The sequence below is a fragment of the Methylobacterium guangdongense genome, assembly GCF_038442355.1.
In the GTDB taxonomy this organism is placed as follows: domain Bacteria; phylum Pseudomonadota; class Alphaproteobacteria; order Rhizobiales; family Beijerinckiaceae; genus Methylobacterium; species Methylobacterium guangdongense.
The window spans coordinates 94,614-114,654 of the sequence record NZ_JBBXMX010000006.1 but is presented as its reverse complement, the minus strand read 5'-3'; the positions used below and the strand labels follow the sequence as shown (position 1 = coordinate 114,654).

At 71.7% G+C, this 20,041-nt stretch carries 17 protein-coding genes, 1 tRNA gene and 2 pseudogenes; 9 read left to right on the top strand and 11 right to left on the bottom strand.

Features of this window, described 5'->3' with window-relative positions; genetic code table 11:
* Nucleotides 1-114 precede the first annotated feature (114 nt).
* From AAHG09_RS13960 to AAHG09_RS13950, 3 genes are all read left to right on the top strand, one after another.
* Nucleotides 115-333: a hypothetical protein gene (locus tag AAHG09_RS13960; RefSeq protein WP_342107917.1), complete on the top strand. Its 219-nt coding sequence runs from the start codon at nt 115-117 to the stop codon at nt 331-333.
* 90 nt (nt 334-423) lie between these two features.
* Complete coding sequence (locus AAHG09_RS13955; RefSeq protein ID WP_342107916.1) at nt 424-2,490, top strand: sensor histidine kinase; 2,067 nt, start codon at nt 424-426, stop codon at nt 2,488-2,490.
* An 18-nt stretch (nt 2,491-2,508) separates the two neighbouring features.
* On the top strand, nt 2,509-3,174 hold the full coding sequence (locus AAHG09_RS13950; protein ID WP_342107915.1) for a response regulator transcription factor: 666 nt from the start codon (nt 2,509-2,511) through the stop codon (nt 3,172-3,174).
* 20 nt (nt 3,175-3,194) lie between these two features.
* Here AAHG09_RS13950 and AAHG09_RS13945 read toward each other — a convergent pair whose 3' ends face one another.
* Nucleotides 3,195-4,448 carry a cation:proton antiporter gene (locus AAHG09_RS13945; protein WP_342107914.1) on the bottom strand — a complete coding sequence of 418 codons (1,254 nt, stop codon included), beginning with the start codon at nt 4,446-4,448 and terminating at the stop codon, nt 3,195-3,197.
* 125 nt (nt 4,449-4,573) lie between these two features.
* On the opposite strand from AAHG09_RS13945, the gene AAHG09_RS13940 reads away from it, so the two are divergent.
* Entirely contained in the window at nt 4,574-5,869 is a 1,296-nt protein-coding gene (locus AAHG09_RS13940) for a DUF2254 domain-containing protein (RefSeq protein ID WP_342107912.1), read from the top strand.
* Nucleotides 5,870-5,871: 2 nt separating this feature from the next.
* On the opposite strand, the gene AAHG09_RS13935 is transcribed toward AAHG09_RS13940, so the two are convergent.
* From AAHG09_RS13935 to AAHG09_RS13910, 7 genes and pseudogenes are all read right to left on the bottom strand, one after another.
* Nucleotides 5,872-6,642, bottom strand: a complete 771-nt coding sequence (locus AAHG09_RS13935) for a potassium channel family protein (RefSeq protein ID WP_342107911.1) — start codon at nt 6,640-6,642, stop codon at nt 5,872-5,874.
* A 27-nt stretch (nt 6,643-6,669) separates the two neighbouring features.
* Nucleotides 6,670-6,846 carry a hypothetical protein gene (locus AAHG09_RS13930; protein WP_342107910.1) on the bottom strand — a complete coding sequence of 59 codons (177 nt, stop codon included), beginning with the start codon at nt 6,844-6,846 and terminating at the stop codon, nt 6,670-6,672.
* 76 nt (nt 6,847-6,922) lie between these two features.
* Nucleotides 6,923-8,104 carry a Na+/H+ antiporter NhaA gene (gene nhaA, locus AAHG09_RS13925; protein ID WP_342107908.1) on the bottom strand — a complete coding sequence of 394 codons (1,182 nt, stop codon included), beginning with the start codon at nt 8,102-8,104 and terminating at the stop codon, nt 6,923-6,925.
* A 139-nt stretch (nt 8,105-8,243) separates the two neighbouring features.
* Nucleotides 8,244-8,561 (bottom strand): annotated as a pseudogene (locus tag AAHG09_RS31940) (TAXI family TRAP transporter solute-binding subunit); the annotation flags it as partial.
* A 205-nt stretch (nt 8,562-8,766) separates the two neighbouring features.
* Nucleotides 8,767-9,984 (bottom strand): MFS transporter, encoded by a 1,218-nt coding sequence (locus tag AAHG09_RS13920; RefSeq protein WP_342107907.1) that lies wholly within the window; start codon nt 9,982-9,984, stop codon nt 8,767-8,769.
* Between the two features lie 20 nt (nt 9,985-10,004).
* The gene (locus AAHG09_RS13915; RefSeq protein ID WP_342107906.1) at nt 10,005-10,367 is read right to left on the bottom strand and encodes a hypothetical protein; all 363 of its coding nucleotides are present in this window, start codon (nt 10,365-10,367) and stop codon (nt 10,005-10,007) included.
* Between the two features lie 4 nt (nt 10,368-10,371).
* Nucleotides 10,372-12,603 (bottom strand): TonB-dependent receptor, encoded by a 2,232-nt coding sequence (locus AAHG09_RS13910; RefSeq protein WP_342107905.1) that lies wholly within the window; start codon nt 12,601-12,603, stop codon nt 10,372-10,374.
* A 279-nt stretch (nt 12,604-12,882) separates the two neighbouring features.
* Here AAHG09_RS13910 and AAHG09_RS13905 point away from each other — a divergent pair, with 279 nt between their 5' ends.
* On the top strand, nt 12,883-13,887 hold the full coding sequence (locus AAHG09_RS13905; RefSeq protein WP_342107904.1) for a helix-turn-helix transcriptional regulator: 1,005 nt from the start codon (nt 12,883-12,885) through the stop codon (nt 13,885-13,887).
* A gap of 65 nt (nt 13,888-13,952) precedes the next feature.
* The gene (locus AAHG09_RS13900; protein WP_342107903.1) at nt 13,953-14,585 is read left to right on the top strand and encodes an outer membrane protein; all 633 of its coding nucleotides are present in this window, start codon (nt 13,953-13,955) and stop codon (nt 14,583-14,585) included.
* 7 nt (nt 14,586-14,592) lie between these two features.
* Here AAHG09_RS13900 and AAHG09_RS13895 read toward each other — a convergent pair whose 3' ends face one another.
* The 3 genes from AAHG09_RS13895 to AAHG09_RS13885 all read right to left on the bottom strand — a co-directional run bounded on the left by AAHG09_RS13895 (nt 14,593) and on the right by AAHG09_RS13885 (nt 16,682).
* Nucleotides 14,593-15,189, bottom strand: coding sequence for a GNAT family N-acetyltransferase (locus AAHG09_RS13895; protein WP_342107901.1), 597 nt, complete (start codon nt 15,187-15,189; stop codon nt 14,593-14,595).
* A gap of 134 nt (nt 15,190-15,323) precedes the next feature.
* The gene (locus AAHG09_RS13890; RefSeq protein ID WP_342107899.1) at nt 15,324-16,367 is read right to left on the bottom strand and encodes a MaoC family dehydratase; all 1,044 of its coding nucleotides are present in this window, start codon (nt 16,365-16,367) and stop codon (nt 15,324-15,326) included.
* Nucleotides 16,368-16,379: 12 nt separating this feature from the next.
* Nucleotides 16,380-16,682, bottom strand: coding sequence for a YggT family protein (locus AAHG09_RS13885; RefSeq protein ID WP_342107898.1), 303 nt, complete (start codon nt 16,680-16,682; stop codon nt 16,380-16,382).
* 123 nt (nt 16,683-16,805) lie between these two features.
* Here AAHG09_RS13885 and AAHG09_RS13880 point away from each other — a divergent pair.
* From AAHG09_RS13880 to AAHG09_RS13870, 3 genes and pseudogenes are all read left to right on the top strand, one after another.
* A tRNA-Ala gene (locus AAHG09_RS13880) sits at nt 16,806-16,881 on the top strand.
* Nucleotides 16,882-17,236: 355 nt separating this feature from the next.
* On the top strand, nt 17,237-18,433 hold the full coding sequence (locus AAHG09_RS13875) for an MFS transporter (RefSeq protein WP_342107897.1): 1,197 nt from the start codon (nt 17,237-17,239) through the stop codon (nt 18,431-18,433).
* Nucleotides 18,434-18,682: 249 nt separating this feature from the next.
* Nucleotides 18,683-19,712: pseudogene (locus tag AAHG09_RS13870) on the top strand (IS110 family RNA-guided transposase).
* Nucleotides 19,713-20,041: the final 329 nt, after the last annotated feature.

The following is a 20,041-nucleotide window of genomic DNA, read 5'->3' as shown; positions in this document are numbered from 1 at the left end:
CGTCGCCGGCCGCGGAACGGCGCGCGGAGGGAACCGGCCCGTCCGGACGAGGGGACGAGACAACGGCGCAGGCCGGCCTACGAAGGGCGGACGTTCGGCCGGCTGGAGCGGGTGGTGACCGCCCTGGTGGAAGCGGGACTGGCGGACCGCGCGGCCGCGCCGCCGAACCTCATCGAGCGCCTGCGGAACCTGGAAGTGGCATCCGGCGGGGACCGGCAGGTCCTTCAGGTCATCGCGTCGGGGCGGCGCCTACTCGGAGACCCCGACGCGGTGGCGAGGCCCCCCGGGGCATCGACCTTTGCGGAAGCGGGCGAGCGTCCCGAACCGCGATGATCTCGGCCTTCCGGCTCGAATGGCGGTAGAAGGCCACCACCATCGCCGTTGGGCGCGTCCGGCCCGGACGCGTCCCCATGAGTGCCCCGCATGACACATCGGACCGCGGACACCGCCGAGGGGCGGCCCCGGCTCAGCCGCGGCAACCGCCGCACCTTCGCGGCCCTGGCCTTCGCGGCGGCGATCCCGGTGCTGCTCCTCAGCGGCTGGGTCGCCACCCTCCTGGCGCAGCAGCAGCGCGACCTGGTCCGCAACGCCGCGGTCGCCAGCGCCTCCCGCGTGGCCGAGCGCGTCGCCTCCGACATCGCCGCGCAGGTGACGGTCCTGGAGGCCGAGGCGGCCTCGGCCACCCTCGACACGCCGGACCTCGCCGCCTTCTACGCCGAGGCCGATCGCCTCCGGCAGGCGCACCCGCTCTGGGCGACCGTCGAACTCGCCGACCCCGACGGCGCCCAGGTCGTCAACCTGCTCCGCTCCCTCGACGAGGAACTCGGGCCCACCGCCGACCGCAAGAGCTTCGACGCCGTGGTGCGGACCGCGCGTCCCGTGATCGGCGGCATCGGACCGGTCGGGCCGATCTCGGGCCAGCGCCTCGTCGCCCTGCGCGTCCCGGTCATCCGGGCGGGCAAGCTCCGCTACGTCCTCTCGGTCCGGCTCGCCACCGACGCAGTCAGCTCGATCCTGCGCGACGCCGGGGCGCCCGAAGGCTGGGTCGGGACCATCGTCGACGCGGACGGCAACACCATCGCCCGCACCCGCGCCGAGACGGAGGAACTGGGGCATCCGGCGAACCCGGCCCTGCAGGCGGCCATCCGGCGGGCGCCGCAGGGCTTCTACACCGGCCCGACCCTGGAGGGGGCGAACGTGGAGGTGGTCTACCGCACCCTCCAGCATACCGGCGGCTGGTCGGTCCATTTCGGCATGCCGGTGGCCGCCCTGAACGCGCCGGTCTCCCGCTCCTACCTCGTGCTGGGCGGCGGGAGCCTCCTCAGCATCGGACTGGGGCTGGCTTTGGTCGGGCTGGTCGGCCGCGACATGGCCCAGCGTCGGGCGGGCGAGCAGGCGCGGTTCGCCCTCGCGCTTCGGTCGAGCGAGGAGCAGGGCGCGGTCGCCGTCGAGGCCGCCGAACTCGGGACGCTGCGGTGGGACACCGTCCGGGCGACGGTGACGGCATCCGGGCGCGCGGCCGAACTGCTCGGCTGGCCCGTCGCGGCCGCGAAGGGGGAGGCGGAGGCCGCCGCCCGCGAGGTCCTGGCCGCGATCCATGCCGACGACCGTGCCCGGCTCGACGCGGCGGTGCGGCGGGGCGCGGCCGAGGGAACGCCGCTCGACGTGGAGTTCCGCGTCACCGATCCGGCCCGCGAGCCGCGCTGGGTGCGCCTGACCGGCCGGGTGCCGCAACTCCACAGGGAGGCCGCCGGGCTCGTCTACGGCGTCGTCTCCGACATCGAACCGCGCAAGCGCGCCGAGGCCGAGCGGCTCGACCTGCTCCGCCGCCTCGGCGAAGCGCAGGAGAACGAGCAGCGCCGGATCGCCCGCGAGCTGCACGATCAGGTCGGCCAGACGGTCACCGGCCTGTCGCTCGGCCTCAAGGGCCTGGAGCGGCTGCTTGCGGCAGAGGGCGTGTCGCCCGAGGCGGGCCGGCAAGTTCAATGGCTGCAGCGGCTCGCCGGCGAGGTCGGCCGCGACATCCACCGGGCCGCCGTCGACCTGCGCCCGACCGCGCTCGACGACCTCGGGCTGACCGAATCCCTGGCGACCCTCCTCCGGGACTGGGGTCATCGCCACGGCGTGCGCCCGGACCTGGAATTCCTGGGGGAGGCGGCCCGCCTGCCGCCCGGCGTCGAGAGCGCGGTCTACCGGATCGTGCAGGAGGCGCTCACCAACGTCCTCAAGCACGCGCAGGCCGCCACGGTCAGCGTCTCGGTCGAGCAGCGTTCCGACGCGGTGCTGGTCATCATCGAGGATGACGGCGTCGGCTTCGACCCCGAGGCCAGCCCGCCTCCGTCGCCGGACGGCGCCGCCGCCAAGCCGAAGCTCGGCCTCTCGGGCATCCGCGAGCGCCTCTCGCTTCTGGACGGCTCGCTGACCCTGGAAGCGTCCGCGGGCGTCGGCACGACGTTATTCGTCCACATCCCCCTCCCGCAGGCGGCCTGACGCCCGAGGAGCCTCACCATGGACCGTATCCGCGTCGTCCTGGCCGACGACCACCCCATCGTCCTCGCGGGCATCCGGGCGCTGCTCACCGCCGACCCGGAGGTCGAGCTCGTGGGCGAGGCCACGAATGGCGGCGAGGCCCTGCCTCTGATCCGCACGCTCGCCCCGCAGGTCGCCGTCGTGGACGTCTCGATGCCCGGCCTCAGCGGGCTCGAACTGACCGAGCGGCTCGCCGGCGCATGCCCGGAGACCCGGGTGCTGGTCCTGACGGTCCACGAGGACGCGGCCTACGTCCAGCCGCTGCTGAAGGCCGGCGCCCGGGGCTATCTCCTCAAGCGCTCGGCGGCGGAGGACCTTCTGCGCGCGGTCCACGCGGTGGCGGCGGGCGGGATTTACCTCGACCCGTCCATCGCCGGCCACATGATGGCGGGCCCCTCCGCGGGCGCGGCGCGCGCGCCCGCCGCGGCGGGCGGGGAGGTTCTCAGCCCGCGGGAGACGGAGACCCTGCGGCTGATCGCGCAGGGCTTCAGCAACAAGGAGATCGCGCGGCGCATCGACGTGAGCGTGAAGTCCGTCGAGACCTACAAGGCGCGCGCCGCCGAGAAGCTCGGGCTGCGGACCCGGGCCGAGATCATCCGCTACGGGGCCGCCCATGGCTGGCTGGACGCCCTGACCCTGCGCTGACTGATCCGCTCGGCCAGCGCCTACCGCGCGCGGAGGGTTTTCCGCGCGACCAGGCCGAGGGTCGAGCCCTGGACGATGATGGTGAACAGCACGACGGCATAGGTCGCCGCCAGGATCGCGGGCTTGGCCTCGCTCTCCGGCATCGAGAGGGCCAGCGCCACCGAGATGCCGCCGCGCACGCCCGCCCAGGTCAGGAACGGCACGTTGCCCGGCGAGAGGTGGCCGCCCCAGCGGAACAGCAGCACCGGTGTCGAGACCGCGATGAGGCGCGCGACGAGCACGATCGGCACCGCGCAGGCGGCCAGCGCCAGGCCGGAGACCTGGAAGCGCAGCACGAGGACCTCCAGGCCGATCAGCAGGAACAGGACCGAGTTCAGGACCTCGTCGATGAGCGTCCACAGGGCCGAGACGTATTTCTGCGTGGTGTCGCTCATGGCGTAGCGCGGCGCGCGCTCGCCGATGAGCAGGCCCGCCGCCACCACCGCCAGGGGACCGCTCGTGCCGAGCTTCTGCGCGAGGGCGTAGGTCCCGGTGACGAGGGCCAGGGTGATCAGCACCTCCACGGGGAAGTCGTCGATGGCCTTCATCGCCCGATAGGCGATGTAGCCGGTGACGATGCCGAGGAGCACGCCGCCCACGGCCTCGTGCAGGAGGAGCGTCGCGACCGTGCCGACGCCCATCGCCGCGCCGCCCGATCCCGCCGCGTAGGCGAGCAGGACCGTGAACAGCACGATGCCGACGCCGTCGTTGAACAGCGCCTCCCCCTGCATCTCGATCTCGAGGGCCTCCGGGACCTCCACGTTCTTCAGGGTGGCCAGCACCGCGACCGGGTCGGTCGGGCTGATCAGGGCGCCGAACACCAGCGCCCAGGCCAGCGGCACCGGGCTGCCGAGCGCCTGCCCCGCCGCCCAGAACGCCACGCCGACCAGGGCGGTCGACACGAGGGTCCCGAGCAGCGCCAGGGTGGTCACCGCGAGCGCCCGCGCGCGCAGGGCGCGAAGGTCGAGGTTCATGGCCCCGGCGAACAGCAGGAAGGCCAGCATGCCGTTCATCACCACGCCGGTGAAATCGACCTGATCGAGGACGCGGGTGAGATCATCGTAGAGGTGCTGGCGCGGGAAGGCGACGTCGGCGAGCACCAGCGCGAGCGAGGCGAGGAGCCCCATCACGAGCAGGCCGATGCTGTGCGGCATGCGCAGGAAGCGGCGGTTCAACCAGCCGAACAGGGCCGAGAGGGTCAGCAGCAGCGCGGCGAGGTCGAAGATCGAGATCAAAGGGCATCCTTTTCGCGCGCGGCCACCCGGAACGGGCCGAAACGGCCCGCCACGCCCGTCCCCAACGATCGGAACGACCCTTCGTGCCGGTTGTCCCCGGCGCCGGGAGATGTCAGGCCCCAACGATGAACGCGCGCGTCAAAGCTTGGCTTGAGATCCTCGGCGACCTGTTCTGGCTCCGCCCGGCGCTCGTCGTCCTCGGCTGCATCCTGCTGGCGCAGTTCGGGGTCTGGCTGGAGACGGCCCATATCGCCGGCTTCGACGCCTCCTCGCCCGACACGAACTGGGGCTATTCCGGCGGCGCCGAGGGCGCGCGGGCACTGCTCAGCGCCATCGCGTCCTCGAACATCGGGGTCGCCGGCACGACCTTCTCCATCACCATCGCGGCCCTGACCCTGGCCTCCGGCCAGATGGGCCCGCGGCTCCTGCGCAACTTCATCCGCGATGCCCGCAATCAGATCGTGCTGGGCATCTTCCTCGGGACCTTCGCGTACGCGCTGATGGTCCTGCGCACGGTGCGGACGGTGGAGGAAGACCCCTTCGTCCCGCACCTCGCCATCACCGGCGCCCTGGTCCTGGCGCTGGTCGCGGTCGGCACCCTGGTCTGGTTCGTCCACCACATCGCCACGAGCATCAACATCGAGACCGTGGTCGATGTCGTCCAGCAGGACCTCTGCAAAGCCATCGCCGTTCATACCCGCGACGCGGCGGGCGCGACCGGCCCCGCCGCGGCACCGGGCGGGCGGGCGCTCGCCGCGACCGGCGGCGGCTACGTGCAGGCCATGGACGAGGACGCGCTGGCCGACTGGGCCCACGAGAACCGGGTCGCGGTCACCCTGCGGGTGCGGCCCGGCGACTACGTGCCGAGCGGCTTTCCCATCGCATACGTGTCGAGGACGGTCGAGGGGGCCGAGGCCGCCATCCTGGATGCGGTGACGCTGGGCCGCCGCCCCGCCGCGCTCCAGGACCCGGAATACTCGATCCGGCAACTGGTCGAGATCGCGGTGCGGGCCCTCTCGCCCGGCATCAATGACCCGTTCACGGCCGGCAGCGTGGTGGATCACCTCGGCGACGCCCTGTGCCGGATCGCCCCCCGCCACCTGCAGACCGGCGTGGTCCTGCGCGAGGGCCAACCCGTGCTGGTCCATCCGGTGACGGACTATGACGGGCTGTGCGATGCCATGTTCCACATGATCCGCCAGAACGCCGCCGGCTCGGTCCACGTCCTCGGCCGGATGCTCGACGTGCTCGCCCGGGTCGCCGAGGTCGAGCGGCTGACGGACCGGGCGGCCGAACTCGCCCGGCACGCCGATCTCGTCATCGCCGCGGCCCGGCGCGACGTGGCGGACCCGTCCGACCTCGCCGACCTGGAAGACCGCTATCGCCGGTTCCGCACGATCACGCCGGTTGCCGCCGCCTGACGTCAGTACGCCCCCTCGTCGGGGATGTTGAGGAGGGTGCCGCAGGCCTTGCAGTGCACGGCGTCCGGCTCGTGGCGCTGCAGCCCGCAGGCGGTGCAGGGGAAGCGCACCTTGTAGGGGCGGAACACCACCTGGGCGAGGCGGAAGAACAGCGTCACCCCGCAGATCATCACGAAAACCGACAGCAGACGGCCCATCGGCCCCGGCAGGGTGATGTCGCCGTAGCCCGTCGTCGTCAGCGACGTGACCGTGAAGTACAGGGCGTCGACCGGCGTCTGGATCGCCGGGTTGTGGTCGTGCTGCGTGGCGTAGACGATGCCGGTCATCGTGAACACGAACACCACGAGGTTGGTCGCGGCCAGGATCGCGTCCTCGTTGCGGCGGAACAGGTCGCTGTCCTGCCGCAACCGCTCCAGCAGATGGTACGTGCGCAGCAGCCGCAGCGTCCGCAGGATGCGCAGGAACCCGACGCCCTCGACCAGCACGGGGGCCAGGAACGAGGCCACCGCCACGAGGTCCGTCCACGTGCTCAGGTGCCGGAACTCGCGCAGGGGCGCGCGGCTGATGGCGAGGCGGGCCGCGAAGTCGATGAGGACGCACAGGCCCAGCGCCAGGTCGCAGGCGATGATCCAGGCCGTCAGCGGCAGGAACGACGTGACGATCACGAAGGCGATCGTCGCCACGTCGAACACCAGCAGGGCGTAGCGGAAGCGGTGCGCGCGCCGCGTGTCCCCCTCGTACACCTCGCGCAGCGTCGCTGTCAGGGCCGTCATCGGTCGTCAGTCCATCGGGGGCGAAACTCAGGAGCCCTGCGTCAGCCCGTATCCCGCTGCGGCCCCCTCGGCATCACCGGTCAGCCAGGACAGCAGCATCAGGATCGCAACCCCGAGGAACAGGACTCCGGTGAGGGCGAGCACGAGGTCGGAGAGGCGGCCTTCGATGGCGCCGGGACGACGCCGGGGGAACTGACGCGGCATGATGCTTCACCGGGTTCAGGGGATGTCGACGACGGGAGACAGCCGCGTGCCGGAGACAGGGCGACGCGGCGACGGCTCAGCGGTGAGCCGGACTCTGCGGGGCGAGCCGCAGCACCAGGGCCCCAACGGCCATGCAGGCGAGCGACCCGAGCAGCACCCCGACCTTGGTCTCGGCCTCGAGATCCGGCCGCTGGGCGAAGGCCAGCAGCCCGATGAACAGGCTCATCGTGAAGCCGACTCCGCAGAGGACGGCGACGCCGTAGACCTGCGCCCAGGTCGCGCCGCTCGGGCGCTGCGCCCAGCCGAGCCGCACGGTCGCGAGCACGAAGCCGAACACGCCGAGCTGCTTGCCGACGAGGAGGCCGAGGGCGACGCCGAGGGTCACCGGATCGAGCAGCATCCCCGGCTGGAACCCCGCGAAGGACACGCCGGCATTGGCGAAGCCGAACACCGGCAGGATCAGGAACGCCGTCCAGGGGCTGACCGCGTGTTCGAGGATGTGCAGCGGCGAGGTCGGGTCGTCCGGCCGGCCGACGCTCAGCCGGAGCGGCACCGTCAGGGCGAGCAGGACGCCCGCGATGGTCGCGTGGACCCCCGACAGGAGCGTGAACACCCAGAGCACCGCGCCCAGGGCGAGATAGGGCCACAGGCGGCTGACGCCGGCCCTGTTCAGCCCGTACAAGGCCGCCAGGGTCACGGCCGCGCCGGCGAGCATCGGCAGCGACAGGTCGGCGGTGTAGAACAACGCGATGATGATCACCGCGCCGAGGTCGTCGATGATGGCGAGCGCGGTCAGGAACACCTTGAGCGAGACCGGCACGCGGGAGCCGAGCAGCGCCAGCACGCCGAGCGCGAAGGCGATGTCGGTGGCGGCCGGGATCGCCCAGCCCCGCAGGGTCTCGGGCGAGTGCCGGTTGACGGTGGCGTAGACGAGGGCGGGGAGGATCATGCCGCCCAGCGCGGCCACCCCCGGCAGGATGCGGTCCGGCCAGGTGCGCAGGCGCCCGTCGAGCAGCTCGCGCTTGATCTCCAGGCCGACGAGCAGGAAGAACACGGCCATCAGGCCGTCGTTGATCCAGTGCAGGACCGAGAGCGGCCCGAGATGGGCCTTGAGCAGGGCGAAGTAGGTGTCGGCCAGGGGCGAGTTCGCGACGGCCAGGGCCAGCGCGGCGCTGGCCATGAGCACGAGACCGCCGCCGGCGGCGCTCGTGAGCAGGTCGCGCAGGGACGAGAGGGGACGGCGGGGGAGTGACGGCACGCGCACAGGTTCTCGGCCGCTGGCGGCCCGACCAGCGCAGAAACCTGCCGACCCGCCCACCGGATCGCGCACCCGGCGCGGCGTATGGCATCGATCCCCGCGTCCGGCAACCGAGCGGCGGTCGCGGCGGGCGCGCGCAGAGCTTGCGCCGGAACCCCGCCTCCTCATCCATCTTCCATCTGGCCGCCAAGCTGTCGCCGAGCGTGAAGGCGAGTTCGCCCTTGCCGCCCTGGACCAAGTTGAGGTTCTCGACGGAGGCTTTGGCGGCCTGGACAGACGAGTTCCCGGGAGCTTCTCGGTGAAGACCTTCGGGAGCGCGACACCCATCGGGTAATACACACCCGAGGTGCCACCCGTCAGAATCGCGATGAAATTCTCGGCGCGCGAGGACGGGGAGGCTCAGGAAAGCCGCTGCTCCGAGGGCGAGACCGGCGAGGCGTTGCGGCAAACCTGGCATGTGCCCCCCATTTTGTGTTGCCGCCTTGAAGAAGATCTGGCCCTCTGCGTTGGTACACGGTTCAGCTTTCGGCGGAATATTCGCCGCCGGAGCGCATTCGGCAGCGGATATCGCGCCTCTGGGCGTGCAGGGGATCTGCGCCGACCGCCCCCGCACGGGACGTCGCTGCGCCGGGCGCCCTCCGGCTCCGGCGCGGCGCGGGCCATCAGGACGGCCCCCGGCCGGTGCCGAGCAGCCGCACGGTCGCCACCGTGGCGATTCCTGAGAGCAGCGTGGCGAGCCCGAACAGGGCGCCGTAGCCGAAGAGATCGGCGAGCTTGCCTGAGATCAGCGCGCCGACGAAGTAGACGATCAGCTGCGCGCAGGCGAGGATCGTGAAGTCGGTGCCGGGCTGGTCGGTCGAGGCGACCGCCATGAACAGGCTGTAGAGCGCCACGATCTCCATGTAGCGGATCAGCGTCTGGAACCCGGCGGCGCCGAAGAGCGGCCACAGGCCGACCACGGCGCCCAGCGCGTGGGCGGCGAACAGGGCGAAGCACAGGGTGCGCGCCGCGCCGAGCAGGCCGAGCGTGGCGGCGGTGCCGATGCGGCGCACCAGCAGCGCGGCGATGCCCGATCCGGCGAGCCCCGCGGTGGCCGCCGAGAGGCCCGACAGGTAGCCGATCCGGTCGAGCGGCACGCCGGAATCGACGAGGTAGGGGCCCTCCATCGCCTTCACGAGGCCCTCGCTGACCCGGTAGGTCAGGGCGACCCACAGGATGGTGCGCACCTCCGGCCGCCGCAGGAAGGCGCGGATCGAGGGGCGCGGCGCGCTTGCGGCAGGCGCGGGATCGCCCTCGCGCATGCAGAAGGCGGCGGCGAGCGGCGGCAGGCAGAAGGCGGCGGCGGTGAGCAGCATCACGCTCCAGCCGGCATGGTGGTAGAGCACGAGGCTCAGCGTCCCGCCCACCACCACCCCCAGGGCGATCGAGCCGCCCTGGATGGCGTTGCCGATGGCGCGGTCCTCGGGCCGCAGCCGCGTCACGGCGTAGCCGTCGGTGGCGATGTCCTGCGTCGAAATCAGGAGCGCGGCGACGAAGCCGATGCCGATCAGGCCGGCGACATCGGTGGGGCCGAGCGGCAGCATCGCCAGGATGCAGCCGATCACGCCGAGCTGCGTGACGAGCACCCAGCCCGCCCGGTGCGCCCGCGCGAAGGGCCTGACCCGGTCGACCACCGGCGCCCAGAGGAACTTCAGCACGAGCGGCAGGAAGAGCAGGCTCAGATAGCCGATCGCCGCCCGCGAGACGCCGGCCTCGCGCAGGATCGGCGGCAGGGCGGCCGCGATCAGGTAGGAGGGGATCGCCTGCGCCATGTAGAGCGCGGCCAGCACGGCGAAGAGGCGCAGCCGCTCGGACCGGGTGGCGCTCACGGTGGCACTCATGGGCGCGCTCACGGGGGCATTCATGCGGAGAATTCCTGCACCGCCGACCGGGCGGCGGCTTCGTCGGGCGCGATCCGGATCGGGAAGCGCCAGAGCCGGCGGAACACGTCCGCGCCCGCCTCGGTGAAGCCGGGGCGCACGATGACGAGGCCGCGGCAGAGCCGGTCGAGCCCGGCGCGGGTGCGCTTGAACCACAGGTTCTGGGCGCGCTCCCCGGCCGGCGAGAGCTTGCCGATTCCGCCGAACACCAGGATCAGCGCGAACGGCGATGTCCGTGCGCCGATCCGCTCCAGGGCATCGAGATAGGCGGCCTCGTCGCCGGGCAGCGGCGGGCCGAGATAGCGCAGGACGACGAGGCCGTCGGTCTCCTCCACGGCGACCATCGGCTCAGAACGTCTTGCGGTAGCCGACCGTGACGGTGCGGCCGAGCCCGTAGACGGTCAGGTTGCGCACCGAGGTCGCGGTGGGGTTCCAGTAGGTGGCGTCGAACAGGTTGTCGACGGAGGCGTAGAGCTCGCCGCCGGCCAGAGGCGCGCCGACCGAGGCGTTGACCGTGACGGCGTCCTTGAGGCGATAGCGGGTGCCCACGAGGTCGATGCGGGCGTCGCGGCCGGTGAAGCCCTCGCCCTCCAGGCGGAACGACACGCCGTTCTCGAACAGGTAGGTGCCCGAGACCGTGGCGCGGAAGGGCGCGCCGATGCGGTTGTTGGGCAGAGAGCTGTCCAGGCGCCCGTCCCGGTCGGTGTCGTAGCGGCCTTCGCGATAGCCCAGCACGGTGCCGAGGCTGAGCTGCTCGGTCACCTGCGCGTTGCCGGTGAACTCGACGCCGTAGATCGCCTCCTTCTGCTGGCTGAGCCGGCTGGTCAGCGGGTCGAAGGTCGTGCCCTCGTCCGAAGTCGAGACGAAGCCGCCGAGCGAGCCGGAGAAGATCCCGACCCGGCCGCGGATGCCGAAATCGTAGGAATCGACGATCTGCGCGCGCGGGGCGATGCTGGAATACGCGATGGTGGTGCCGGCCGGCAGGCAGAAGGGCCGCGCCAGGGGGCAGGCATAGGCGAGCGACAGGCCGGCCCGCCGGGTGAAGGCGCCGATATCGGCGAGCGCGTAGCCCTGGCTGAAGCCGCCGTAGAGATCGATGCCGGGCAGGAGGTTGAAGGTCGCGCCCGCGTTGAAGGTCGGGGCCGCGTAGGAGAAGCGACCGCCCGTGACGGCGACCGCCGGCAGCACGAAGGTCGAGTAGCCGAGGGCGTTGCGGGCGGCGGTCGCCGCGAAGGTGGCCGGCCGGGTGTAGCCCGCCACGTCGAGGTCGAAATGCTCGTAGCGCATGCCGGCGCGCAGGGTCAGCCGCTCGCCCACGGGCAGCTGCAGCAGGGCGAAGCCGGCATAGCTGTTCTGCTGGAGCGGCGTGAACACGTCCGCGCCGTCGCGGGACCGCTGGCGCGTGGATTCCGCGATCACGTCGGTGCCCCAGGTCATCTTCATGCCGGGGAGGAGGACGCTCAGATCCGTGTCGAGGGTCAGGTTGATGCCGCCGCGCTCGGTCGCCAGCGCGGATTGGTTGGCGAGGCTCGTGGGCGCGGCCGGCCTGAACGAGTAGGTCACGAACGGGTTCGCGGGATAGGCGAATTCCGTATAGTTGAAGCGCTTGTTGATGTCGTTGAAGAAGCCGAGCAGCGAGAGCGACCCGAGCGGCGTGTCGCGGTCGGTGTAGCGCAGGTACAGCGACCGCGTGTCCTCGGCCACCGGCAGGCCGGGATAGAGCCGCCCGTAGTTCGGGCGCGCGTAAGGCGCGGTGTAGTCCGTGAGGTAGCGCGGATCCTGGTTGAGCAGGATCTGGGTCAGGCCGAACTCCAGGCGCTTGGCGAGGTCGAGGTCGTAGCCGAGCCGCAGGTTGATGTTGCCGAGCCGGAAGCGGTCGCCGCCGCCCTGGCCGAGCTGCCCGTCGGAGGGCATCTCCCGGCCCTGGCCGTCGTAGGTCCGGGCGGCGAAGCGGCCCGATCCGGTGAAGGCGTAATCGACCCCGTCCGGCACCCTGCCGGTCACGCTGATCGAGGTCTCCGGCGCGATCCCGTGGATGGGGTCGGCCGTGAAGGTCCGCAGGGCGGTGTTGACGGTGACGACCGGCGTCCCGTCGGTGGGGCGGCGGGTGATGACGTTGACCGTGCCGCCGGTGGCGCCGGCGCTGTAGAGGCTGGAGGCACCGGCCACCACCTCGATCCGCTCCACGGAATTGAGGTCGATCAGGTTGAGGATGCGCGAGACGTCGCGCAGGGGCGTGTTCACCGGCACCCCGTCGATCAGGACCAGCAGGTTGCGGCCGCGGAAGGTCTCGGAGGCGCTGGAGATCGTGCCGTTCGGCGCCGAGAAGCCCGGCACCAGCTTGGCGAGCACCGCGGAGGGGTTCGGCGTCAGGGTGAGCTGCTGGCGGATCTGCTCGCGGTCGATCACCTGGACGCTCTGCGGCACGTCCTCGATCCGCCGCGGGGCGCGGGTGGCGGTCACCGAGATCTCGTCGAGGGCGACGGTCGGCGCGGCCGTCTCCGGGGAGGTCTGCGCTTCGGCCGGACCGGCCAGGATCGTCCCCGCACTCAGGACCGCGACGAGACCGACATACCACATGACGCTCAGACCTACCCCTGTGCGCCCCCATTGGGGCGCCCCGTTGCCGCCGCCCCACCGCGGCGCCCGTGTAAAACGGGCCCACCGCCGGCATTGCGCGCAGTTTAAAATTCGTCCAATGAGAGAATTACGAGGCGATTGAACTCCGTTCCGAAGTACATCCCGCAAAAACCCCTCGACATGATCTTGAGCCTCTAGCATGGTGATTGCCCGCCCGCTTGGACTGCGGCGCGCAACAGTCCGGACTGCTGCGCAGGATCCGGCTGCACCGGGCATGCGATGACGAAGTGGACAGATCCGGCCGAGGCTGCGGCCCCGATGGCGCGCGGCGACGCGCCGATGAGCACCGGGCCGGTCGGCGGAGCGCGTCCGCAGGTGATCGCGGGGGCCGACACCCTGCCCTTCCGCGGGCGGACCGCGATCCGCCTGGATCCCGATCTCGGCATCGCCTCGGTGTTCGGCCCGTCCCGGACGTGGTGCGACACGGCACCGGTGGAGCGCCTCCTTCTGGTCCGGCCGGCGGTCGGGCGGCTTCAGGTGACGCAGGGCGGGCGCACGCTGGCCTGCTGCTCGCGCGATGCGCTGCTCGTCGCGGCGAGCCGGGGGGCCGTGTTCGCCGCCACGGCGGTCGAGCGGATCGACCTCCTGGCGATCGAGCGGACCCGGCTCGCGCCCCCGCTCGCCGCCCTCGAACCCGGCTTCCTCCGGCGGATCGGGCGGGATCATCCGGGCCTGCAGACCCTGACCGCCTATGCGGCGGGGCTGCTGCGCGGGCTGGTTCCGGTCGCCACCGCGGGGCTCGCGGACCTCGCCCGGACACACTTGGCTGAGCTCCTCGCCCTGATCGTGCGCGAGCCCGACCTCCAGGCGCACGGACCGGTCCCGAGCCGCCGCGAGCAGCGGATCCAGGCGCTCAAGGCCGAGGTCGAGCAGCGGCTCGGCAGCCCGGACCTGAGCCTCGACACCGTGGCCCAGGCCCAGCGGATCTCGAGCCGCCAGATCCAGGCGCTGTTCCAGGCGGAGGGCGAGACCTTCTCGGGCTTCGTCCTCGCCCGCCGACTCGACCGGGCGATGCAGCGTCTCACGGATGGCGACGACCCGCGGCCGGTCGGCGCCATCGCGTTCGATGTCGGCTTCGGCGACCTGTCCTACTTCAACCGCACCTTCCGCCGCCGCTTCGGCCTCACCCCCTCGCAGGCGCGACGGATGCCGCGGCGGGCGGACCGCGCCGGGCTTCCGGAGGGCCATCGGCTTGGTGTCCGGGTCGACGCGCGGCCGGGTTGACGCGGGCAGCCCAGACGCAACGCTCCGCCCTGTCGCGGCCCGCCGCCTTCGGCTAAGCTGGCGGCATGATTCGACGCACCGGATCCCGCCCGTTCCGCCGGCTCGCGGCCGGCCTCGTGCTCGGGGCCTGCGGCCTGCCGGCCGGATCCGCCACCGCCCAGGCGCTCCTGTGGCCGTCGGCCGGCTTCGCCCCCCTGCCCTCCTTCGCGTGGCCCGCGCCCGTCACGGACCCGGCCGGCCGCTGGACCGGCTCCTACGCCAGCCTGTCGACCGGCTACGCGGTCACGAGCTCCCGCCGCTTCGGCAGCTTTTCCGGCCCCACCATCGGCTTCGAGGCCGGGCGGATGTGGCAGGAGGGGCCGATCCTCTACGGCATCAGCGGCGGCTTCGATTACTTGGCCGGGCTCGACGGCACCCTGACGCCCGGCTACGGGCGGCTCGCCTACAGCCGGGACTTCGCGGGCGCCCTGGAGGTGAAGGTCGGGACCCTGCTGACGCCGGACGTGCTGGTCTACGCCAAGACCGGCGCCGTGGCCCTGCACGAGACGCTGCGGGTCGGGCCGACCCCCACGACGGTGCCGTTCAGCCGTCAGGACATCGCGGTGCGGCCGGTGGCGGGCGTCGGGGTCGAGTGGGCCGTCACCGATCGCCTGACGTTGGGGGTCGAGGCCGGCGTGGTCGGCGGCGGGATCCGCTGAACGCCCCTCAGGCGCGCCGGCAGCCCGGATCGCAGGCCGCCGCCAGGGCTGCGATATCGCGCCAGCCGTAGGCGACCTCGGTGAACCGGCCGTGCCCGCGGGTGGCCTCCGGCCCGTCGAGCAGGGCGCCGCCGAGGGATTCGATGAAGTGCCGGCCGGGCGCGTTCGTGCGCAGCACCCAGGCGCCGACGGCCCGGTATCCGGCCTGCTGCAGGCCTGCCGCCATCGCGCAGACCAGGGCCCGGCCGGCCCCGCGCCCCTGAGCGGCCCGCACCACGTAGGGCCCCCGGATCTCCCCGTCGAAGCCCGCCGCCGCCAGGGCGCCCGCGCGCTGGGCGTTGCCGAGGCCGAATCCGACCGGCTCTCCGTCCATCTCGGCCAGGAAGACCGCCTCGTCGGCGTCCGGCTGCGGGCTGCTGAGAACCTGCGCCCACCACGCCTGCCGCACCTCGACCGTGAGGGCGTCGATCATCTCGGCCGGCAGGAGGCCGCCATAGGCCTCGTGCCACGCGCTCACATGGACCGCCGCGATGGCGGCCGCATCCTCCGGTCCCGCGCGCCGCACGACGGGCGCGCGCGTCTGCGCGATCTTGGGTGCGGCCATAGACTCAACGTCCGCTCGCCTCGAGCCGTGCCGATCGCGTTGCCATCGAGCGCGGCTTCAAGCCTGTGTTTGAACGCGCTCCCTGGCGCCGAACCGGCCTCCACCGCGGTGGAGCGCGCGTCGACGCCGCCGCGCTATTTCGGCACGAACGCCCAATAGTCGAGATCGAGGATCACGGCGGGGTCGTAGCCCTCCCCGGCGCGGTCCGGGAAGGCGCCGCAGGGCTGGTTCTTGGTGGCGACGGTGCGCAGGCGCAGCAGCCCGACATCGGCGCGGCCGACATCGGCCGTCGCCAGCACCTCGCTCCAGGCGTAGACCGTATCGCCGGCGAACAACGGCGCCACGTGCCGGCCCGCGTTGATGCCGGCGATCGCGAAGGCGTTGCCGAGCCCGTTGAAGCTCAGCGCCCGGGCGAGCGAGATCACGTGACCGCCGTAGATCAGGCGGCGGCCGAAGCGGGTGTCCTTGGCGGCCAGCCCATCGAAATGCACCTTGGCGGTGTTCTGGAACAGGCGCGTGGCGATCTGGTGCTCGGCCTCCTCGACGGTCATGCCGTCGACGTGGTCGATCTTTTCGCCCACCGCGTAATCCGCGAAGCGGTGCGGGCTGCCGGCGAGGTCCGTATCGTAGGCGGCGGCCGAGAGCGGCGGCAGGGCGCCCGCGAGGTCCTGCGGATCGACCACCTTGGCCAGCGTCGGCACGCGCTCCTCGGCGATCGCCGCCTCGGGGTCGCGCTTGCGCACCAGCACCCAGCGGCAATAGCTCAGCACGGTCTCGCCGCGCTCGTCGGACCCGACCGAGCGGACATAGACCACGCCGGTCTGGCGATTCGAGCTCTCCTTGAGGCCGATCACCTCCGAGACGGTCGACAGGGTCTCGCCCGGATAGACCGGCCGGCGGAAGCCGCCCTCCGCGTAGCCGAGATTGGCCAGCGCGTTGAGGGAGACGTCCGGCACGGTCTTGCCGAACACCATGTGGAAGGTCAGCAGATCGTCGAGCGGGCTCCTCGGATAGCCGAAGGCGCGCGCGAAGGCGTCCGAGGACTGCACGGCGAAGCGCGGGCCGTAGAGGCCCGTGTAGAGCGCCACGTCGCCCACCGTCACGGTGCGCGGGGTCGCGTGGCGGATGGTTTCGCCGAGGCGGAAATCCTCGAAGAAGCGGCCGGGATTGGTCTTCACGGGTGGACGATCCTACTGCGTGTAAACGTAGGTTGCGGGCACGGCATATTCGTGCAGCAGGCGGCTGATGAACAGCAGCAGCAGGATCAGGATGATCGGCGAGATGTCGACGCCGCCGAGATTGGGCAGCAGGTTGCGGATCGGCCGCAGGACCGGCTCGGTGAGCCGATAGAGCACCTCGCCGATCTGCGCGACGATCGGATTGCGCACGTTCACCACGTTGAACGCCACGAGCCAGCTCAGGACCGCACTGGCGATGAGGACGTAGATGAAGAGCTGGACGACCGTGTCGAAGAGCCAGATCAGGGCGTTCATGCGGGTCCGCGCGTATCCTCAGGGCGCCCGCGCCCGGGTGCCGGAGCGGCACTTTGGCGGGCGGCGTTGAAACAGGGAATTGACAGGCTGAGCCGCCCGCGCCTACAAGGCCGGCGCCTCGACGGGGCTGTAGCTCAGATGGGAGAGCGCCGCAATCGCACTGCGGAGGTCAGGGGTTCGAATCCCCTCAGCTCCACCAGGCTTTCCTGGTGAAAAGTCAGCGTCCTGGACTGCGTGGCGATAGTGCTGTCGCGGCCAGGGCTTAGTGGCGGCTCGCGTAGTCTCCGGCACCGTTCGCCAGCGACCTTCTGGTCGACCTCAGGCTTGCTGACGGCCTCGTTCTCGGCGTCGGGTCTTGCGTTTTCCGAGCTTCCTGATCGCAGCGTATCCAGAGACTGGTTCGCATTCCGATGTGAGACGCGAGTTCGCAGAGAAAGCGCGCTGTCGAGGAGCCGTGCCGCGTGCTGCCAGGATCAGGAACCGACGCACCGACCGGCGCGGCGTCTCGCAGCGGGCCATCGGATGACCGCGACGGGCAACGGCAGGACGTGACGATGCCGGTGCCCCGTGGCGGTCAGGTCGCGCTGCTCTTCGCCACGATGTTCCCGCAGGCCGCCCTGTCCATGCTCAGCCTCGCGCCGCCCGTCATGGCGGGGCCGATCGCGCACAGCTACGGCCTGCCCGCCGAGGTCGCCGGCGCCTACTCGGGCCTCGTCTACGCCTTCGTCCTCCTGGGCAACCTGCTCGCCGCGCCGTTGATCCAGCGCTGCGGGCCGCTGCGGCTGAGCTTCGCCTGCGTCCTCGGCGGCGCCCTCGGCCTCGCGATCTTCGCCGAAGCCGGGATCGCCGGCCTGCTGATCGGCGCCGTCTTGATCGGGCTGTGCTACGGGCCGCTCACGCCCGCCAGCTCTCAAGCGATCGCCCATCAGGCGGGATCACCCGCCTTCGTCTTCATCGTCTCGGTCCGGCAGACCAGCGTGCCGCTCGGCGGCGTGCTCGCCGGGCTCCTCGTCCCGCCCCTGCTGGCGCGGCTCGACTGGACCGCGACCTGCGCGGCCCTCGCGGCCGGCAGCGCCCTCGCGGCGCTCGCCTTCGCGGCCGCCTCGCCCCTGGTCAGGTCGGAGCGCGCCATCGGTACGCTCGGCCGGACCGCACGCCTACTCGATCCGCTCGCCCTGATCTTCCGCAACCCCGCGCTGCTGAGGCTGGCCGCAGCCTCGGCGATCTTCGGGGCGATCCAGCTCGTCCTGAGCGCCTTCCTGGTGATCTACCTGGTCCGCGTCGTCGGGCACGACCTCGTTACCGCCGGCGCGCTGCTCTCGGCGGGCCAAGTGGCGGGGATCCTTGGGCGGCCGGCCTGGGGCTTCGTGGCCGACCGCACGCAGGCTTCGCGCACGGTGCTGGTCGGGCTGAGCCTCGGCATGGCGTTGAGCTGCCTCCTCGCGGCGGCCCTCGCGCTCCTCGGCCCGTCGTGGCTATCGCTGCCGGTGGCGCTGGTTTTCGGCGCGACCGCGACCGGCTGGAACGGCGTCTTCCTGGCGGAGATCATGAGCGCGGTCGCGCCGGCGGAGGTGGGCTCGGCCACGAGCGGCGGCCTTCTGTTCACCTATGGCGGTATCGTGGTCGGTCCGGCGCTGTTCGGGGCTCTGGCGCACGCGGCCGGGTTCGGCACCGCCTTCCTGACGCTGGCGCTCGGCGCGCTGATCGCGGCGTGGCTGGTCGGCCGCTCCCCGCGGCCGGGCACCCGATGACGGGCGGTCGCCTGCCGCACGGGCGCAGCCGCTGGCGACCACGGCATACCGGTTTGATTGACAAGGCCCATCGCGGTGCACGCAGACCAACTGTCCAGGTCAACCCGGGCGCTATGCACCATAAGCGGACATCAGCTGACCGCCCGGTAGCAGATGGGGTGGATGGCTCCCGCTCCGACTGACGGCATCTCGGTGCCAAGATGTGGTTGCTGTCAAAGCAGCAGCCACGCTCATGCAGGAGCCATCCCCATGGAGATCACCACCGTCGGCATCGATCTGGCCAAGAGCATTTTCCAGGTTCACGCCGTCGATGCAGTTGGGTACGTCGTCGTTCGCAAGGCGCTACGCCGGGCGCAGGTCGTGCCGTTCTTGCGCCAAGCTGCCTCGTTGCCTGGTCGGCATGGAGGCGTGCGGCACGTCCCATCACTGGGCCCGGGAGCTCATGAGGCTCGGCGATGAGGTTCGGCTGATGCCGCCCGCTTACGTGAAGCCGTATGTGAAGCGCGGTAAGACCGATGCGAACGACGCCGCTGCCATCTGCGAGGCGGTGACGCGCCCGAGCATGCGCTTCGTGCCGGTGAAGGCGACCGAGCAGCAGGCGGCGCTGGCGCTGCACCGGACGCGCGACCTGCTGGTCAAGCAACGCACGCAGTTGGTGACCATGATCCGCGGCCTGCTCGCCGAGTTCGGGATCGAGATGGCGCGGGGCCTGCGGCACGCGCTCGAACTGGCGGCCCGGCTCTCGGCTGGAGACGCAGCCGAGGTGCCACCACTGGCGCAACGCGTGGTGACCGGGCTGGCCGACCAGATCGGCGCCTTGCAGATCCAGCTCACCCGCCTGGAGAAGGAGTTGCTCGCTTGGCATCGGGACAGCGACCTGTCGCAGCGCCTGGCGACGATCCCCGGTGTCGGCATCGTCTCGGCGACCGCGCTGGCCGCCTCGGTGAGCGAGCCCGAGCGCTTCCGCTCCGGTCGGCAGTTCGCGGCCTCGTTGGGGCTGACACCGCTGCAGAACTGCAGCGGCGGCACGGAGCGCCTGGGCCGTATCTCACGCATGGGCGATCGCTACCTGCGCCGCCTGCTCGTGGTCGGCATGACCTCTCTGGTCCGGCGCGCGAAGGCGACACCGACTTCGGTCGACCCGCGGCTGCCGGCGCTGCTGCAGCGCAAGCCGGTGCGCGTGGTGACTGTTGCGGCGGCCAATCGCACGGCGCGGGTCGCCTGGGCGATCATGACCCGCGGCGGCACCTACCGCGCACCAGCGGCCACGGCCGCCTGACAGCAGGAAGGGGAGCACTTTTCCGAGTTGCGAGGACGATGAGAGTTGATGGCGAACCGGTCAGACCGGGAGCCGGGACACCCCGCTGAATGTCCAGGGCATCATAGCTCGCAAAGCAGAGTGGGACCCAGCTCGCGGATACCATCAGGGCCAGCGGTCACATGAACGACTGCATCGACAGGCCGGACACAAGACTGCACCCGACCAACGCGTCAGAAGCTCAATTCGCCGCTTGCAATGCGGGAGCCATCCACACAAGACATTCAGTTTCAGGTGACCGTCCGTCCGGTGTCGACCCTCAGCAGCCCTTCGTCTGACCTGACCGGTAT

Coding starts and splice junctions, on each gene's coding strand:
- AAHG09_RS13910 (WP_342107905.1), bottom strand. CDS start 12,603: ATGTGGTATGTCGGTCTCGTCGCGGTCCTGAGTGCGGGGACGATCCTG.
- AAHG09_RS13930 (WP_342107910.1), bottom strand. CDS start 6,846: ATGCCGCGTCAGTTCCCCCGGCGTCGTCCCGGCGCCATCGAAGGCCGC.
- AAHG09_RS13905 (WP_342107904.1), top strand. CDS start 12,883: ATGACGAAGTGGACAGATCCGGCCGAGGCTGCGGCCCCGATGGCGCGC.
- AAHG09_RS13955 (WP_342107916.1), top strand. CDS start 424: ATGACACATCGGACCGCGGACACCGCCGAGGGGCGGCCCCGGCTCAGC.
- AAHG09_RS13915 (WP_342107906.1), bottom strand. CDS start 10,367: ATGGTCGCCGTGGAGGAGACCGACGGCCTCGTCGTCCTGCGCTATCTC.
- AAHG09_RS13950 (WP_342107915.1), top strand. CDS start 2,509: ATGGACCGTATCCGCGTCGTCCTGGCCGACGACCACCCCATCGTCCTC.
- AAHG09_RS13875 (WP_342107897.1), top strand. CDS start 17,237: ATGCCGGTGCCCCGTGGCGGTCAGGTCGCGCTGCTCTTCGCCACGATG.
- AAHG09_RS13885 (WP_342107898.1), bottom strand. CDS start 16,682: ATGAACGCCCTGATCTGGCTCTTCGACACGGTCGTCCAGCTCTTCATC.
- AAHG09_RS13900 (WP_342107903.1), top strand. CDS start 13,953: ATGATTCGACGCACCGGATCCCGCCCGTTCCGCCGGCTCGCGGCCGGC.
- AAHG09_RS13920 (WP_342107907.1), bottom strand. CDS start 9,984: ATGAGTGCCACCGTGAGCGCCACCCGGTCCGAGCGGCTGCGCCTCTTC.
- AAHG09_RS13895 (WP_342107901.1), bottom strand. CDS start 15,189: ATGGCCGCACCCAAGATCGCGCAGACGCGCGCGCCCGTCGTGCGGCGC.
- AAHG09_RS13940 (WP_342107912.1), top strand. CDS start 4,574: ATGAACGCGCGCGTCAAAGCTTGGCTTGAGATCCTCGGCGACCTGTTC.
- AAHG09_RS13935 (WP_342107911.1), bottom strand. CDS start 6,642: ATGACGGCCCTGACAGCGACGCTGCGCGAGGTGTACGAGGGGGACACG.